We start from the raw sequence: 14,911 nt of genomic DNA on the forward strand, positions 1-14,911 counted from the left end.
CTGTGGAAAAGGCCGCCAGTCTAGTGGCACATCGAGAGCGGGCCAAGCACTTGCGACTGCCGGTAGCCAGGCTCTTGTCAGCGGGAAAGCAAAACAGTAGCGTTAGAGCGCTTTCAATGCGGCCACGCGATGCAGGCCGTCAATGGCCCATCGAGTCACGCTCCCTTTGCCCTTCTCTCTACAGGACTCTCATGAGCACAAACTCTCGCGTCGCAGAACATGCCATCGACCCGCAATTCACCGAACGCTGGTCGCCACGCGCCTTTACCGGCGAAAGCATTCCCGAGGAAACCCTGCTGAGTTTTTTCGAAGCCGCACGCTGGGCGCCTTCAGCCTACAACTCGCAGCCGTGGCGGTTCCTGTACGCGCGCCGCGATACGCCGAACTGGGAGCGTTTTCTGGGTCTGCTGAACGAGTTCAACCGCGGTTGGGCACAGCATGCCTCGGCACTGGTGATCGTCCTCTCCAAGACCACCTTTACTGCACCCGGCGCGACCGAAGAAGGACCGGCGCTGTGGCACACCTTCGACACCGGCTCGGCGTGGGGTTATCTGGCGCTGCAGGCCAGCCTGAGCGGCTGGCACACCCATGGCATGGCCGGCTTCGACCAGGACCTGACCCGCAAGGAGCTGAAAATCCCCGAAGGCTACGCCCTGCATGCTGCCGTTGCAGTGGGCAAACTGGGTGACAAGTCGATCCTGCCGGAATACCTGCAAGGCCGCGAAACCCCAAGCCCTCGCCTGCCGGTTGCGCAGCTGGTGGCCGAGGGTGATTTTTCGCTGTAGGGGAATTGGGGCTGTCTCCCCCGGACACGGAGCGTCCTGAGAGGCGTTCCCACGCTGCGTGGGAGATGCCTGCAACAGGACTCAGGTATAACGATGAGCGCGGAGAGTGAGGAGCGATCCTTCTCCGCGTCCCTTTGGCACGGACTGAGGCGCTGTACGTGTGAGGCTGAATCTCATCCCATCAATACCCGCGTGAAAAATCCACTTCCCCACGTAACGCCGCACCGGCGCTGAAGGCTTTCAGGTTCTCGACAAACAGTTCGGTCATGGCCAGCGGCGAAGTCGGCGCGGAACTGTGTCCGGTCAACAACAGGCCGTAGGCCGTCCAGAATGGATGACGCTGTGGCAACGGCTCCTGACGACAAACGTCGATCACAGCGCCCGCCAGATGCCCTTCCTTGAGGGCTTCGACCAGATCGGCATCGACCACGGCCGCGCCACGTCCGACGTTGAGGAACAGCGCTGTGGGTTTGAAGCTGGCAAACAGCTTGGCGTCATACAGGTCTTGAGTGTCAGGCGTATTCGGCAGCAGGTTGATGACGTAATCCATGTCGCCGACCAGATTGTCGATATCGGTCAGCGCCGACACCTCGACGAAAGGCGCCTGGGTACGCGCCTCGGAGGCCACGCCGAACACCTGCACCCCGAACGGCACCAGAAACTCGGCCACGCGCTGACCGATATCGCCGGCACCGACAATCAGCGCCTTGCGCCCGGACAGACTCTGACCCGGACGATTGTCCCACTTGCGTTCCACCTGACTCATCAGACGCGCCAGCACTTCGCGTTCGTGACCCAGCATGTATGTCAGCAGAAACTCGGCCATGACCTGCCCGAAGATCCCCACGGCACGGGTCAGACGATAGTCACGGAACAGGCCCGGGATGAGCAGCGGCGTGATGCCCGCCCAAGTGGATTGCAGCCATTGCGGCTTGTGCCCCTGGCGCAACAGATTGGCCATCAGGTCCGGCTGCCCCAGCCAGACCGGACAGTCGCTGGCCATTCGGGACAGCTCCGCCGAATCGCCGCTGCTCAGGACTTCCAGATCAGGCGCAGCCTTGCGCAGCAGCTGGGTGTAAATGGGGTAATCGTGCTCGGCAATCAGGACGCGCATGCTTCAGAAACCTTAAAAACGGGACAGACAACCCACGCCAGACGCAGGCCGCTTTAAAACGTGAAGACCGATCACACCGGATCGTTGCGGCGCAGCAGCTCTTCGGGCAGATGTTCGATGTACTCGTCTTCGGCCGGCGGCATCTGCAAGTGATAGCCCTGAACGTCGAGGTTCTCCAGCACCTTGTGAATGTCCTCCCGCGCCAGTGCCCGCTCGGGGCTGAGCACCAGATCGAACGCGTGGTGCGGGGTGCCAAATGCTGCCAGCAGTTCTGGCGGCACACGTTTGAGCACGTCGCTTTTCAGGACATACAGATACATTTCATTCTTTTTCGGGCTGCGGTAAATAGAGCAGATACGCTTCAAGGCTGTTCTCCCGGCGTTGCCAGACTGTCGAGCAGCGCCTGGCCCATCAGTTCGCGACGCCAGCCACGCAGCGAATCAGGCAATTGGTAGGGACCATCGGGATAACCGCTCTTGAGCAGCGCTTCGAGGGTCTTCTTGCGCAGCATCAACTCCGGTGCCATGTCCAACTGCTCGGCGTACTGCTGTCCGATGGCGCGCAGACGCTTGAGCGAACCCGAAGCATCGACCGGCAGCGGCTCAGGCAAGGCCGCAGGCCATTCTTCAGGCGGGACACTGGCCGCGGTCTTGATCAACTCAAGCAGGAACTCGCCATCCTGACGCACGGTGCGCGGGTGCATGTCTTCGATGCGAGCCAGAGCGCCGAGGTTGTCCGGCTGGGTCTTGGCCAGCGGCCAGAGCGAGTGTTCACGCACGATGCGGTTGCGTGGCACGTTACGGGCACGGGCCTGCACCTCGCGCCAGGCACACAGGCCGCGCAACACCGCCAGCTGGGCACGGGACAGTTTCCAGGCCAGCTTGGCTTCGCGATACACCTCGTAAGGGTCGATTTCACGACGCAGGTTGGCAACCAGCTCCGCACCGTCCTCGAGCAGCCACGCAAACTTCTCGTCAGAGAGGCGCGGACGCAGGATGGCGAACAGTTCGGCCAGATGCACCGCATCTTCTGCGGCATAGCTGATCTGGGTCTCGGACAACGGACGCTGCAGCCAGTCGGAACGGGTCTCGCCCTTGGGCAGGTCGATGTTGAGGACCTCCTGCACCAGACGCGAGTAGCCCATGGAAAACCCGAGGTTCAGGTAGGCGGCTGCCAACTGAGTGTCGAACAGCGGAACCGGCAGGCTGCCAGTCAGGCGCAACAGCACTTCAAGGTCTTCGCTGCAGGCGTGCACGACCTTGATGACGTCGGGGTTCTCCAGCAGCGCGGACAGCGGACGCCAGTCGTTGATCAGTAAAGGATCAATCAGCCAGGCACGCGAACCGTCGCCGATCTGCAGCAAGGCAGCGATGGGATAAAAAGTGTCGACCCGCATGAATTCGGTGTCGAGCGCAACGAACGGCAGGGACTGCCACTGAGCGCAATGCAGGGCGAGGCTGTCGTCGTCGCGAATCCAGTGAATATCGATGGCCACACGGCTCTCCCTTGAACAATGGCGCGCAGTATATATCGCCGCCGGGTGTTATCGCGCATCTGTCGTCCCGGTCTTGCGCATCTTGATGAAAATGATTGCAGAAAATGACCGCAGACCCGACGCTGCCTGCACAGCGATCAGACTCATTGAGCACTGGCCGCTGCCTCGCTGCGGCACCCGGCAAACAGGTCCAGTGCGGGGTTGTAGACCTTGGTGTCGACTTTCAACAGACCCAGCATGGAATGAAAGAGATTGTCCTGACTGAGCGGCGTGTTGCGCTCCCTGGCCAGGCATTGTGGCGTGACGGCGTAGGAACGCTGATAGTTTTCCGACAACCAGATAAGCATGGGCACGTGTTTCTGCTGATCCGGCGCCAGCAGATACGGCGTGCCATGCAGAAACAGGTTGTACTCGCCCAGCGATTCGCCGTGGTCGGACAGATAGATCATCGCGGTATCGACTTTGTCCTGATGCGCGCGCAATACACCGATCAGCTTCGACAGCACGTGATCGGTGTACAGCAGCGTGTTGTCGTAGCCATTGACGATACTGTCGCGGCTGCAGTTGTTCAGCGCGTTGCTTTCACACACGGGGGTGAATCTTTCATATTCTTTCGGATAGCGTTTGAAGTATTCCGGCCCGTGACTGCCCATCTGGTGCAGCACCAGCACCGTATCCTTGTCCAGACTGTTGATGAACCCTTCCAGGCCCTGCAGCAGAATCTCGTCCCGGCATTCGTGGTCGTTGCACAGTTGCGGATCCTTCAGGTTGCTGACGTCCTGAAAGTCGACACGGTCGCAGGTGCCCTTGCAGCCGGCCTGATTGTCGCGCCACACCACCTGAATTCCGGCGCGCTGGAGCACATCCAGCAGACCTTCCTGATTATGAGCTTTGGTGCCGTCGTAATCCTTTCGCCCCAGGTTGGAAAACATGCACGGTACTGACACCGCCGTTTCAGTCCCGCACGAATACACGTCGGTAAACGCCACAAGGTCGCGCTCATTGCTCAGGTTTGGCGTGGTATTACGTCCGTAGCCCAGGATGCCGAAGTTTTCGGCCCTCGCACTTTCACCCACAACCAGTACGGTCAGTGACTTGCGGGTATGCGCCGCCATATCTGCAGAGCGTTTCGCATCCTCGCCGAGTTTCACGAAAGGGCGTCGGGCAGACATGACCTGCTCATTCAGATAACCCACCGACGCGCCAATATAGTTACTGGGCACTACCATCAGGCGCAATTCGTGATGATTGCGAAACAGTGAAGAAAGCCCTTGGTAATTGGCCAATGCAGCGCCACCGATTGCAAGACTGCAGACGACGCCCACGACCAGTTTACTGAACAGGTCGCGGTGCCAGCGGCGGTAATTGATCGGGGTTTTCCACAACAGCAGCGACGGCAGGATGCCCAGTAACAGGATGTAGCCAATCAGTTTCAGCGAAAGCAGCCCCTGCACTTCAGTAGCGTTGGTTTCCGCAACGTTGCGAAACATGCCCGCGTCGATCATCACGCCGTATTCGCCCATGAAGTAGGCGACTCCCGCACTGATCATGAACATCAGCATCAACACAGGCTTGAAAACGCGCCTGAACGCCACGAGCGTCAGGCATAGATTGAATACACAGAAGAGCATGACGCCGAACGCCACGCGCATGGCAATGCCTTTGGTGTCGGAACTGGTAACTGCAAACAGATGCTGCCAGAGATTGAAATTGAAAAACGACAGTAAAAAAAAGCTGGCCAGTAACGTGACGGTCTCTGGTCTGACACTTCTGATTTTCGGCATCGCACTCTGCTTATCTGATTGATATGTACCGGGTGAAGCATCAACGAGGCAACTTCCCCAATCGGGCGGACTGTAAGCAGCGCCCTATCAATTTTATGTGAAAAGTGTGCGAACACCGGGTTGGATTAATATTATTTCACGGCGAGACAGGCAGGATTCAGGCAAACCGCTGATTCCCCTCATAAAAACGCCCCCGCAAGCAGGCTTGCGGGGGCGCGTTCCATACCTTTCAGTCAATCAGACCGAACGACGACGGTAGGCACGGTAATCGGGCAGCCAGAAGTTGCGCTCGATGGCAGCCAGCAACACCTCTTCGGTGGTTTCCAGCGCCAGGCCTTCGGCCTGTGCCTCTTTGGCGACTGCCAGCGCGATCTTGCGGCTGACCTGCTGGATTTCCTTGAGCGGCGGCAGCACCGCGTCGCCCTGCCCTGTCACCATCGGTGAGCATTCGGCCAATGCGTTGGAGGCGGCCATCAACATACGGTCAGTGATGCGCGTGGCCTTGCAGGCTACTACGCCCAGACCGATGCCAGGAAAGATGTAGGAGTTGTTGCACTGAGCGATATGCACGGTGCGGCCATTGATTTCGACCGGGGCAAATGGACTGCCCGTGGCGACCAATGCGTTGCCGTCGGTCCAGCGCAGAATTTCTTCCGGCGTGGCTTCGACCTTGGAGGTCGGGTTCGACAATGGCATCACCAGCGGTTTGGCGCAGTGCTTGTGAACTTCGCGGATGACCTGCTCAGTGAACAGCCCTCGCTGACCCGATACACCGATCAATACGGTGGCGCCAGCGTGGGTGACCACGTCGAGCAGCGTCGGGAACGTCTCGGAGCCGGCAATCCACCCAGACACGTCTGCAGTCTTCTGCGCCAGACGTTTCTGAAAATCCAGCAGGTTGTCCATGCCATCGGTCAACAGGCCGAAGCGATCCACCATGAAGATGCGCTGACGGGCTTCGCTTTCGCTCAGGCCTTCGATCTGCATCGCCGCGATGATGTGTTCGGCGATCCCGCAACCGGCGGAACCTGCGCCAACGAACACGACTTTCTGCTGCCCCAGTTTTTCACCCTTGGCCTTGCAGGCCGCCAGCAAAGTGCCCACGGCAACCGATGCGGTGCCCTGAATGTCGTCGTTGAAGCAGCAGAGTTCATCGCGGTATTTCTCCAGCAACGGCATGGCGTTGGACTGGGCGAAATCCTCGAACTGCAACAGCACGTCCGGCCAGCGGCGCTGGACGGCATTGATGAACAGGGCGATGAAGTCTTCGTACTCCTTGCCCGACACACGCTCGTGACGCCAGCCCATGTACATCGGGTCGTCGAGCAGTTCACGGTTGTTGGTGCCCACGTCCAGGACGATCGGCAAGGTGTAGGCCGGGCTGATGCCACCGCAGGCGGTGTAAAGCGACAGCTTGCCGATCGGGATGCCCATGCCGCCAATGCCCTGGTCGCCCAGGCCGAGAATGCGCTCGCTGTCGGTGACCACGATGATCTTGATGCGGTCCTTGGTGGCGCTGCGCAGGATATCGTCGATGCGGTCGCGTTCAGGGTAGGAGATGAACAGACCACGGTGCGTGCGGTAGATCTTGGAGAATTCCTGGCACGCCTGGCCAACCGTCGGCGTGTAAATGATCGGCAGCATCTCGTCCAGATGCGAGTCCAGCAGCCGGAAGAACAACGTTTCGTTGTTGTCCTGAATCGAACGCAGGTAGATATGCTTGTCCAGATCGGTCGCGCACTGCTTGTACTGACTGTAGACCCGCGTGACTTGCTCTTCGATCGTTTCTACGTTCTGCGGCAGCAGCCCGATCAAATTGAATTCGACCCGCTCTTGCGGGGTAAAGGCACTGCCCTTGTTCAGCAGGGGCATTTCCAGCAGTGAAGGTCCTGCATAGGAAATATACAAAGGTCGCGAAGTGTTGGTCATTTTTTCTGATCGCCTTTTTCGTCTACTCGTTGATTCTGTGCGTCGACCGGGGCGGGCAGCCTGGCTTTTTCTTCTTTTTCTTTATATGCCAGTTCTTTCAGGGCCATACCGGACAGGATTCGGTGTTTTGAGTCAGGGCCACATCTTACCCGCCTGAAGGCCGATTGCGGCATTTTGTCGCGCAGAGAATGGCAAGATGATACTAGCGATTCAACGAGCAGACCTGCTTTCACGCCTTGCACGAAGAGGGCGCGAACGGGCATCTTTACTGCTCATTCGATGATTGCGAGACCAGCATGCCTGACCATAAGCCCTTCGCCGCCTTTCTGTTCGACATGGACGGCACTCTGCTCAACTCCGTGATTGCCGCCGAACGGGTGTGGGCGAAATGGGCCCAAAAACATGGGCTGGATGTGGACAGTTTCCTGCCAACCATTCATGGCGTAAGAAGCATCGACACGGTCCGTAAGCAGAATATTGAAGGGATCGACGTGCAGCAGGAAGCGGAAGCCATTTCCCAGGCCGAGATCGAAGATGTGGAAGGCGTGGCCGCAATTGAAGGCGTGGCTGAGTTCCTGACCTCGTTGCCCGCAGATCGCTGGGCGGTGGTCACCTCCGCCCCACTCGCCCTGGCGAAGGCACGCATGAAAGCTGCTGGTTTGGCCCTGCCTGATGTCGTCATCACCGCCGAGGATGTGACGAAAGGCAAGCCTGCGCCGGATGGCTTTCTACTCGCGGCACAGCAGCTGGGTGCTGAGCCCGGGCAATGCCTGGTGTTCGAAGATGCGCCGGCCGGCATTGCAGCAGGCAAAGCAGCGGGAGCCAGCGTGGTAGTGATCACGGCGGCCCATCTGCATCCCTATGAAGCACAGGATTGGACCCTGCCCAATTATCTGGGTTTGAAGGTCAGGGTCGAGAACGGACAACTCATTCTGACTTCCTGAAAGGTGCGCGGGTCGGGTCACTGATCGAAAACATTGAACCATCGTTTTAATCAGCTGTTCACAAATATTGAATATGAGAGGCATTTGATTACTGGAGACAAGCATGTCCCCCCCGGCAATTAACACATTCATGTGCAATCTCGCGTTCTTCGACCTTCTGCTTGAGCAATTCAGAGGCGCTGAAGGCGAACTCCCCATGGCAACGGAGTACCTGAGTCAGGCGATCACTGAAGACAACCCTGCCCACAAAGCCGCGCTCATCCGGATTGCCAAGGAAAAAATCAAGAATGCACGGGTTCTTGCCTCAATTCTGCTGGAACTGGCCAAAGGTCAAACGTCGAACCTTTCCGGCGTACCTGACAGTGCAGATTTCGGCGCCTTGCTAAAAGGAAAGGGTATTACCAGCAACACACTGGAAATGACCGAAGCCTCGGCAGAGCAGATGGATGACGACACTCAGAAGTCTTCCAGGAAGGTGCGCGATGCGAAGCAGCTCGATCATTATCTGCGCTCGAACATTGCCACAGAAGAAAAGCAGATAGCCGTGTACGAGCGACTCACGTCACTCACTTCAGACAGTCACTTCATCAGAGTCTTGAGTCAAGCAAAGCGACGTCAAATGAAGCATCTGAATGAATTCGAAGCGATGCTGAAGAGCATCAAACGCTGAGCGATCATTACCAGAGGCCCCGAGGTTGCCGGGGCGGAGTGCACTCTGTATGAGAACGCTGAAAAGCGCTACTTCTTCGCAATCAAGCCGATGGTGAATCCATCTACCGCTGCGATCCTGCCTCGCCACAACACCCCGGATTCACAAATCGGATTGCCGTCGCTTGAGTAGGTCTGACAGTCCTTCAGGTGGATAAAATGAAAAGCGGGTGTGTCTTCAGACGAGTCGCCCGGCTTGAATGACAGGATCATCTCCTTCATGGACGCGTCGGCACCGTTCGAGAACTGGGTGAACGGGGCGGAAATATCCTCGGCCAATTGCTCGAAATACGCATCATGGGAAATGAGATTACCTGACACAAGATTGCCACCGACCGTCAGAGTGACGCCCATTTCGACTTTGGTATTGGCGACAAACTTGACCAGCCACTGCAGCAGCCAATCAATCTGCTTGCCCTGCCACTTGATCTGCGCAATGACATCATCGTGATTCTGGCTGGGGGAAGGTTGCGCGTGTTCGGTTTGATCGACGTCCGACATCTGAAAGCTCCTGGCTTCACATAACGTGAACCCAAGGTATAGATCACATCGGCTGAAAGCGAAACCCGTTCAGCGCGTAATTCCTCTTTGCATCGCCACACATCACGTGTTGCTTGAATCGGCGGGACGAAAAATCAGATCGGGACAGTTTCGAGACCCATTTTTCCTGCAGGTGCACAACCGGGACTTCAGCCAAAACCTGTGAAAATTAACTGCGACGCAATGTCGCATTCAGGTATCGTTTGGTAAATTGCAACAAATTGTATCAGTGCCTGCCAGGGAGGCCTTGGCCAGAATCCGAATAGAACCGATTGATAAAGGGGGTCCGTGTTGGATCTGTCGTCCGCTGCCTGGGTGTTTCACGATACCCGTCTTATTGTCTGCTGCCTGATTGCAATCGCCACGATCATCGTGCTTATCAGCGCTACCAAACTCCCACCTTTTCTATCGATACTGGTCGGTACGTTCATTGCCGGGATAGGCGCCGGGCTGCCCGCCGAAGCCGTTGCCAAAGCGTTCAGCAAGGGCGCGGGTGGTATTTTGGGCGAGGCTGGCATCATCATCGCACTGGGTGCCATGCTCGGTGCGCTGATGGCCGAATCCGGCGCTGCGGACCGCATCGCATCTACCCTGTTGGGGCTGGGCAAGGGCAAGACGCTGCCGTGGGTCATGGCGCTGGTAGCAATGGTCATCGGTCTGCCGTTGTTCTTCGAAGTCGGCCTGGTGATGATGGTGCCGATCATCTTCGTCATGGCGCGCCAGTCGGGTCAGCCACTGCTGAAAATCGCCATCCCGGCGCTGGCCGGCATGACGACGCTGCATGCGCTGATGCCTCCCCATCCCGGTCCATTGATTGCAGTCAGTGCCTTGCACGCCGATCTGGGGCTGACCATGCTGCTGGGGCTGTGCGTTGCAATTCCCGCGGTCATTCTTGCAGGGCCTCTTTACGGTAACTGGCTGTCAAAGCGCATGCACATCGAAGAGCCTGCCGATCTGGGCAAGCTGTTCAGTGCCAAGCCTGACGTCAGCCGCCAGCCTGGCTTTGGCATGTCGCTGCTGATCATTCTGCTGCCAGTGATTCTGATGCTTGGCAGCACGCTCGCCAAAGTGGCAATGGAGCCTGAAAGCAACGTTGCGCTGACCTTGAAGTTTCTCGGCGAACCACTCGTTGCACTGAGCATCGCGGTGCTGGCGGCAACCGTGTGCCTGGGCTGGGCCAATGGTCTTTCCCGTGAACATGTCGGCGGCACATTGCGTAAAAGCCTGGCGCCAATTGCCGTGTTGCTGCTGACCATCGGTGCCGGTGGTGGCCTCAAACAAACCTTGCTGGATGCCGGGGTCAGCCAGACCATCAGCAAGGTGGCCGAAGGTGCGCACATGCCATATCTGTTGCTGGCCTGGCTGATTGCCGTCGCGCTTCGTCAGGCCACCGGTTCCGCCACGGTGGCGACCACTACCACAGCAGGTATCCTGGCCCCGATGATGGCCGGGCTCGCCCCCGTCGAAGCCTCGCTGGTAGCGCTGGTGATTGGCGCAGGCTCGGTGTTCTTCTGCCACGTCAACGATGCAGGCTTCTGGATGGTCCGCGAATACTTCGGCTTGCAACTGAAGCAGACACTGTGGGTCTGGTCGGTACTGCAGACTATCGTGTCAGTGGTCGGGCTGGTGGGCACGTCGCTGCTGTGGCATTGGTTGACGTGAGACGTAACGGTATGCCGCCTCGATGACGGGGATTTCCTGACATACCGCGCTGACTGTGTCCGCTGCGCGCTTGCGTTGTGTCAGACGGACAGAACCCTGTCACGCCCACCCTGTTGATACTCCCTGGGCGTGCAGCCGAACTCGCGGCGGAACACGGTGTGCAGGTATTGCGCCGAGGTGAAGCCGCAGTCGCGGGCAATGTCGGCAATGGCTGAATCGGTGTTCTCCAGCCCGCTGGCCGCTGCGGCAAGTTTGAAGCGCAGGATCTCGTCGTGAACGCTGCAGCCCCGAACCTTGCGAAAGTGTGATTCCAGCGAAGAGCGCGAGATTCCAACATAGGCTGCCACTTGCGCAGTCTTGATGCCCTGGCACGCGTATTGGCGGATGAACAGCAGCGCCTGCATCACGTAAGGGTCGCCCAGCGGTTGGTGCAGACTTGAAGCTTGCACATTGATCGCATCGGGCGGTATCAGAATCTGCGTCCCGGCGGACGGCATGCCGTGCAGCATCTGGTGCAGCAGGTGCGCGGCGGTCCGCCCCATGGTTTCGGTGCCCTGAATCACCGAACTCAGCGGAACTCGGGTCAGCGTGCGGGTCAGCGGGTCATTGTCGATACCGATCAACGCCACCTGCTCCGGCACGGCAATGCCGGCCGTCAGACAGGCTTGCAGCAACTGCCGGGCTCGAGCGTCACTGACGGCGATGATGCCGATAGGCTTGGGCAGGCTTTGCAGCCAGGCGATCTGCTGCTCGACGGCGCTGTCCCAAAGCGGTGCGCTGGTGCCCATGCCGCGATAGATATCGACGTTTAAACCATCACGCTGCAGCAACCTGCGAAAGGCCTTCTCCCGCTCCTGCGCCCAGCGATTGGCCTGCGATTCGGGCAGGCTGAAGCAGGCAAAACGGGTCAGTCCGGCTTCTATCAAATGCTCATAGGCCAGCTTCATCAGGGCGTCGTTATCGGTGGCGACGTAGGGAATGCCCTTCGGATATGCCCGGGCATCCTGATAACTGCCGCCCACCGCGACCACCGGTAACCTGATGCCGGCCAGTGCCTCGCCGATCAAGGGATCGTCGAAATCGGCAATGATCCCGTCACCCTGCCAGCGCTCGATCCCGCGCAGACGACATAGGAAGTCCTCCTCAAGGAACAGGTCCCAGGACGCACGGGTGCTGCTCAGGTAATTACCGATGCCGCTGATGATGCCGCGGTCGTAGATCTTGCTGCCATTGAACAGCAGGGCGATGCGGTGAACGGGAGGGACAGTTTTCATTGTTTTTACACTGCATTATTAAACAGCGCGTTTAACGACAGCCTAGGCGTGCACGACGCGAATCTCAACTCAAAATCGCACTGCCGGTTGGTGACTTTCATAATCAACGGCAACAGGGCCGTTGCTAGTATCGGGAAACCGCCAAGAACAATAAGGAACACGCCCATGTCGTATTTCCCCACGGTCGACAGGATCGTCTATGAAGGTCCTGCCAGCGATTCGCCGTTTGCCTTCCACCACTACGACGCCGACAAGCTGATCCTCGGCAAACCCATGCGCGAGCACCTGCGCATGGCGGTCTGCTACTGGCACACTTTCGTCTGGCCAGGCTCCGACGTGTTTGGTGCTGGCACCTTCAAGCGCCCCTGGCAGCAGGCCGCAGGTCCAATGGAGCAAGCCATCGGCAAGGCTGAAGCGGCCTTCGAGTTCTTTTCCAAACTGGGCATCGACTACTACTGCTTCCACGACACCGACGTGGCGCCGGAAGGCAACTCGCTGAAGGAATACCATAACAACTTCGCACAGATGATCGATCACCTGGAGCGCCATCAGGAAGAAACCGGCATCAAACTGCTGTGGGGCACGGCCAATTGCTTCAGTAATCCACGCTTTGCCGCCGGTGCCGCCAGCAACCCCGACCCTGAAGTATTCGCCTTCGCCGCAGCTCAAGTGTTCAGCGCCATGAACGCCACCCAGCGCCTGAACGGCTCCAACTACGTGCTGTGGGGTGGCCGCGAGGGCTACGAAACCCTGCTCAACACGGACCTGAAACAGGAACGCGAACAACTGGGCCGTTTCATGCGCATGGTGGTCGAGCACAAGCACAAGATCGGTTTCAAGGGCGATCTGCTAATCGAACCCAAGCCGCAGGAGCCGACCAAACACCAGTACGATTACGACAGCGCCACGGTGTTTGGCTTTCTGCAGCAGTTCGGTCTGGAGAACGAGATCAAGGTCAACATCGAAGCCAACCATGCGACCCTCGCCGGGCATAGCTTCCATCATGAAATTGCCACAGCGGTCTCGCTCGGGATTTTCGGCAGCATCGACGCCAACCGCGGCGATCCGCAGAACGGCTGGGACACGGATCAGTTTCCCAACAGTGTCGAAGAAATGACCCTGGCCACGTACGAGATTCTGAAAGCTGGCGGCTTCAAGAATGGCGGCTTCAACTTCGACTCCAAGGTTCGTCGCCAGAGCCTGGATGAAGTGGACCTGTTCCACGGCCATATCGCGGCCATGGATGTCCTTGCCCTTTCGCTGGAACGTGCAGCCGCGATGGTACAGAACGACCAGCTTCAGAAATTCAAGGATCAACGTTACGCAGGCTGGCAGCAGCCGTTGGGCAAAGCCGTGCTGGCAGGCGAGTTCAGCCTTGAGTCGCTGGCCCGGAAGGCTTTCGCCGACGAACTGAATCCTCAGGCGGTCAGCGGTCGACAGGAGATGCTGGAAAACGTGGTCAACCGGTTCATCTACCGCTGACCAAAGGCCGCAAGCGCCAGACCTTGGAGAGTCGGCAGGCCGGGCGAAGCGGTTACATTCCCGCGACAATTCTCTGCTCGCAGGGCCACGCGACTCTCTACAGTTCTACCGGCAATTCGTTAAACGTCAGGCAGTGTCTTCAAACAACAATAAAAGGACGCACCACCATGAAAAAGCTACGACTCACGTTACTCGCCAGCGCGCTGGCTCTGCTTTCGCTTCCCGCCATGGCCGACTCGGCCAATCCGAAAATCGGTTTTTCCATCGATGACCTGCGCCTTGAACGCTGGTCACGAGACCGTGACTACTTTGTCGCAGCCGCAGAGAAGATGAACGCCAAGGTCTATGTGCAATCGGCCGACGCCAACGAGCAGAAGCAGATTTCACAGATCGAAAACCTCATTTCCCGCGGCGTCGACGTGATCGTCATCGTGCCGTTCAACGCCACCGTACTGACCAACGCCGTGGCCGAGGCCAGGAAAGCCGGGATCAAGGTGGTGTCCTATGACCGACTGATCCTCAACGCCGACATTGATGCCTATATCTCCTTCGATAACGAAAAGGTCGGCGAGATGCAGGCCAGCGGTGTGCTGCAAGCCGCGCCGAAGGGCAACTACTTCCTGCTCGGTGGCGCACCCACCGACAACAACGCCAAGATCCTGCGCGAAGGCCAGATGAAAGTGCTGCAACCGGCCATCGATAAGGGCGACATCAAGATTGTCGGCCAGCAATGGGTCAAGGAATGGAACCCGACCGAAGCCTTGAGCATCGTCGAAAACGCCCTGACCCGTAACAACAACAAAATCGACGGCATCGTCGCCTCCAACGACGCCACTGCCGGCGGTGCCATTCAGGCCCTCGCCGCGCAGAAACTGGCGGGCAAGGTGCCCATCTCCGGGCAGGACGCCGACCTGGCAGCGGTCAAGCGCGTGATCGACGGCACCCAGACCATGACCGTCTACAAGCCGCTCAAACTGATTGCCTCGGAAGCCGCCAAGCTCTCCGTGCAACTGGCGCGTAACGAAAAACCGACCTACAGCTCGCAGTACGATAACGGCAACAAGAAGGTCGATACCATCCTGCTCACGCCAACCCCACTGACCAGGGACAACATCGACCTGTTGGAGAAGGATGGCTTTTACACCAAGGCGCAGATCGCCGGGCAATGACCGATCAGGCTTGCCTGAATGCCTG

Annotated in this window: 14 protein-coding genes; 6 read left to right on the top strand and 8 right to left on the bottom strand. The window is 58.5% G+C overall.

Annotation, left to right across the window (positions count from 1 at the left end; genetic code table 11):
* Positions 1–191: 191 nt before the first annotated feature.
* The gene (locus KDX39_RS05125; protein WP_231659610.1) at positions 192–785 is read left to right on the top strand and encodes a nitroreductase family protein; all 594 of its coding nucleotides are present in this window, start codon (positions 192–194) and stop codon (positions 783–785) included.
* Between the two features lie 181 nt (positions 786–966).
* Here KDX39_RS05125 and KDX39_RS05130 read toward each other — a convergent pair whose 3' ends face one another.
* The 6 genes from KDX39_RS05130 to KDX39_RS05155 form a co-directional block, all read right to left on the bottom strand.
* A complete protein-coding gene (locus KDX39_RS05130) occupies positions 967–1,899 on the bottom strand; it encodes a D-2-hydroxyacid dehydrogenase (RefSeq protein WP_231659611.1) in 933 nt (310 codons plus the stop codon).
* A 71-nt stretch (positions 1,900–1,970) separates the two neighbouring features.
* Entirely contained in the window at positions 1,971–2,264 is a 294-nt protein-coding gene (locus KDX39_RS05135; protein ID WP_231659612.1) for a YcgL domain-containing protein, read from the bottom strand.
* Positions 2,261–3,394 carry a ribonuclease D gene (gene rnd, locus KDX39_RS05140; protein ID WP_231659613.1) on the bottom strand — a complete coding sequence of 378 codons (1,134 nt, stop codon included), beginning with the start codon at positions 3,392–3,394 and terminating at the stop codon, positions 2,261–2,263. The genes KDX39_RS05135 and rnd overlap by 4 nt, the downstream gene beginning before the upstream one ends.
* A 143-nt stretch (positions 3,395–3,537) precedes the next feature.
* Positions 3,538–5,178: a phosphoethanolamine transferase gene (locus KDX39_RS05145; RefSeq protein ID WP_231659614.1), complete on the bottom strand. Its 1,641-nt coding sequence runs from the start codon at positions 5,176–5,178 to the stop codon at positions 3,538–3,540.
* Between the two features lie 237 nt (positions 5,179–5,415).
* Complete coding sequence (locus tag KDX39_RS05150; protein WP_231659615.1) at positions 5,416–7,107, bottom strand: NAD-dependent malic enzyme; 1,692 nt, start codon at positions 7,105–7,107, stop codon at positions 5,416–5,418.
* Positions 7,104–7,370: a hypothetical protein gene (locus KDX39_RS05155; protein ID WP_231659616.1), complete on the bottom strand. Its 267-nt coding sequence runs from the start codon at positions 7,368–7,370 to the stop codon at positions 7,104–7,106. The genes KDX39_RS05150 and KDX39_RS05155 overlap by 4 nt, the downstream gene beginning before the upstream one ends.
* Before the next feature lie 33 nt (positions 7,371–7,403).
* Here KDX39_RS05155 and KDX39_RS05160 point away from each other — a divergent pair, with 33 nt between their 5' ends.
* A complete protein-coding gene (locus KDX39_RS05160) occupies positions 7,404–8,051 on the top strand; it encodes an HAD-IA family hydrolase (RefSeq protein WP_231659617.1) in 648 nt (215 codons plus the stop codon).
* A gap of 103 nt (positions 8,052–8,154) precedes the next feature.
* Positions 8,155–8,721, top strand: coding sequence for a manganese catalase family protein (locus tag KDX39_RS05165; protein WP_231659618.1), 567 nt, complete (start codon positions 8,155–8,157; stop codon positions 8,719–8,721).
* A 68-nt stretch (positions 8,722–8,789) separates the two neighbouring features.
* Here KDX39_RS05165 and gvpU read toward each other — a convergent pair whose 3' ends face one another.
* On the bottom strand, positions 8,790–9,260 hold the full coding sequence (gene gvpU / locus KDX39_RS05170) for a gas vesicle accessory protein GvpU (RefSeq protein WP_231659619.1): 471 nt from the start codon (positions 9,258–9,260) through the stop codon (positions 8,790–8,792).
* A gap of 330 nt (positions 9,261–9,590) precedes the next feature.
* Between gvpU and KDX39_RS05175 the strand changes: the two genes are divergently transcribed.
* Positions 9,591–10,961, top strand: coding sequence for a GntT/GntP/DsdX family permease (locus tag KDX39_RS05175; RefSeq protein WP_231659620.1), 1,371 nt, complete (start codon positions 9,591–9,593; stop codon positions 10,959–10,961).
* A gap of 80 nt (positions 10,962–11,041) precedes the next feature.
* Here KDX39_RS05175 and KDX39_RS05180 read toward each other — a convergent pair whose 3' ends face one another.
* On the bottom strand, positions 11,042–12,235 hold the full coding sequence (locus KDX39_RS05180) for a XylR family transcriptional regulator (RefSeq protein WP_231659621.1): 1,194 nt from the start codon (positions 12,233–12,235) through the stop codon (positions 11,042–11,044).
* Positions 12,236–12,400: 165 nt separating this feature from the next.
* Here KDX39_RS05180 and xylA point away from each other — a divergent pair, with 165 nt between their 5' ends.
* On the top strand, positions 12,401–13,717 hold the full coding sequence (gene xylA / locus KDX39_RS05185) for a xylose isomerase (protein ID WP_231659622.1): 1,317 nt from the start codon (positions 12,401–12,403) through the stop codon (positions 13,715–13,717).
* A 167-nt stretch (positions 13,718–13,884) separates the two neighbouring features.
* Positions 13,885–14,886: a D-xylose ABC transporter substrate-binding protein gene (gene xylF / locus KDX39_RS05190; protein ID WP_099229827.1), complete on the top strand. Its 1,002-nt coding sequence runs from the start codon at positions 13,885–13,887 to the stop codon at positions 14,884–14,886.
* The last annotated feature ends 25 nt before the right edge of the window (positions 14,887–14,911 follow it).

The organism is Pseudomonas sp. CDFA 610, from assembly GCF_021147865.1.
GTDB classification, from domain to species: Bacteria; Pseudomonadota; Gammaproteobacteria; order Pseudomonadales; family Pseudomonadaceae; genus Aquipseudomonas; species Aquipseudomonas alliivorans.

Coding starts and splice junctions, on each gene's coding strand:
- KDX39_RS05145 (WP_231659614.1), bottom strand. CDS start 5,178: ATGCCGAAAATCAGAAGTGTCAGACCAGAGACCGTCACGTTACTGGCC.
- KDX39_RS05165 (WP_231659618.1), top strand. CDS start 8,155: ATGTCCCCCCCGGCAATTAACACATTCATGTGCAATCTCGCGTTCTTC.
- KDX39_RS05125 (WP_231659610.1), top strand. CDS start 192: ATGAGCACAAACTCTCGCGTCGCAGAACATGCCATCGACCCGCAATTC.
- KDX39_RS05150 (WP_231659615.1), bottom strand. CDS start 7,107: ATGACCAACACTTCGCGACCTTTGTATATTTCCTATGCAGGACCTTCA.
- KDX39_RS05130 (WP_231659611.1), bottom strand. CDS start 1,899: ATGCGCGTCCTGATTGCCGAGCACGATTACCCCATTTACACCCAGCTG.
- xylA (WP_231659622.1), top strand. CDS start 12,401: ATGTCGTATTTCCCCACGGTCGACAGGATCGTCTATGAAGGTCCTGCC.
- xylF (WP_099229827.1), top strand. CDS start 13,885: ATGAAAAAGCTACGACTCACGTTACTCGCCAGCGCGCTGGCTCTGCTT.
- KDX39_RS05180 (WP_231659621.1), bottom strand. CDS start 12,235: ATGAAAACTGTCCCTCCCGTTCACCGCATCGCCCTGCTGTTCAATGGC.
- KDX39_RS05160 (WP_231659617.1), top strand. CDS start 7,404: ATGCCTGACCATAAGCCCTTCGCCGCCTTTCTGTTCGACATGGACGGC.
- KDX39_RS05155 (WP_231659616.1), bottom strand. CDS start 7,370: ATGCCCGTTCGCGCCCTCTTCGTGCAAGGCGTGAAAGCAGGTCTGCTC.
- gvpU (WP_231659619.1), bottom strand. CDS start 9,260: ATGTCGGACGTCGATCAAACCGAACACGCGCAACCTTCCCCCAGCCAG.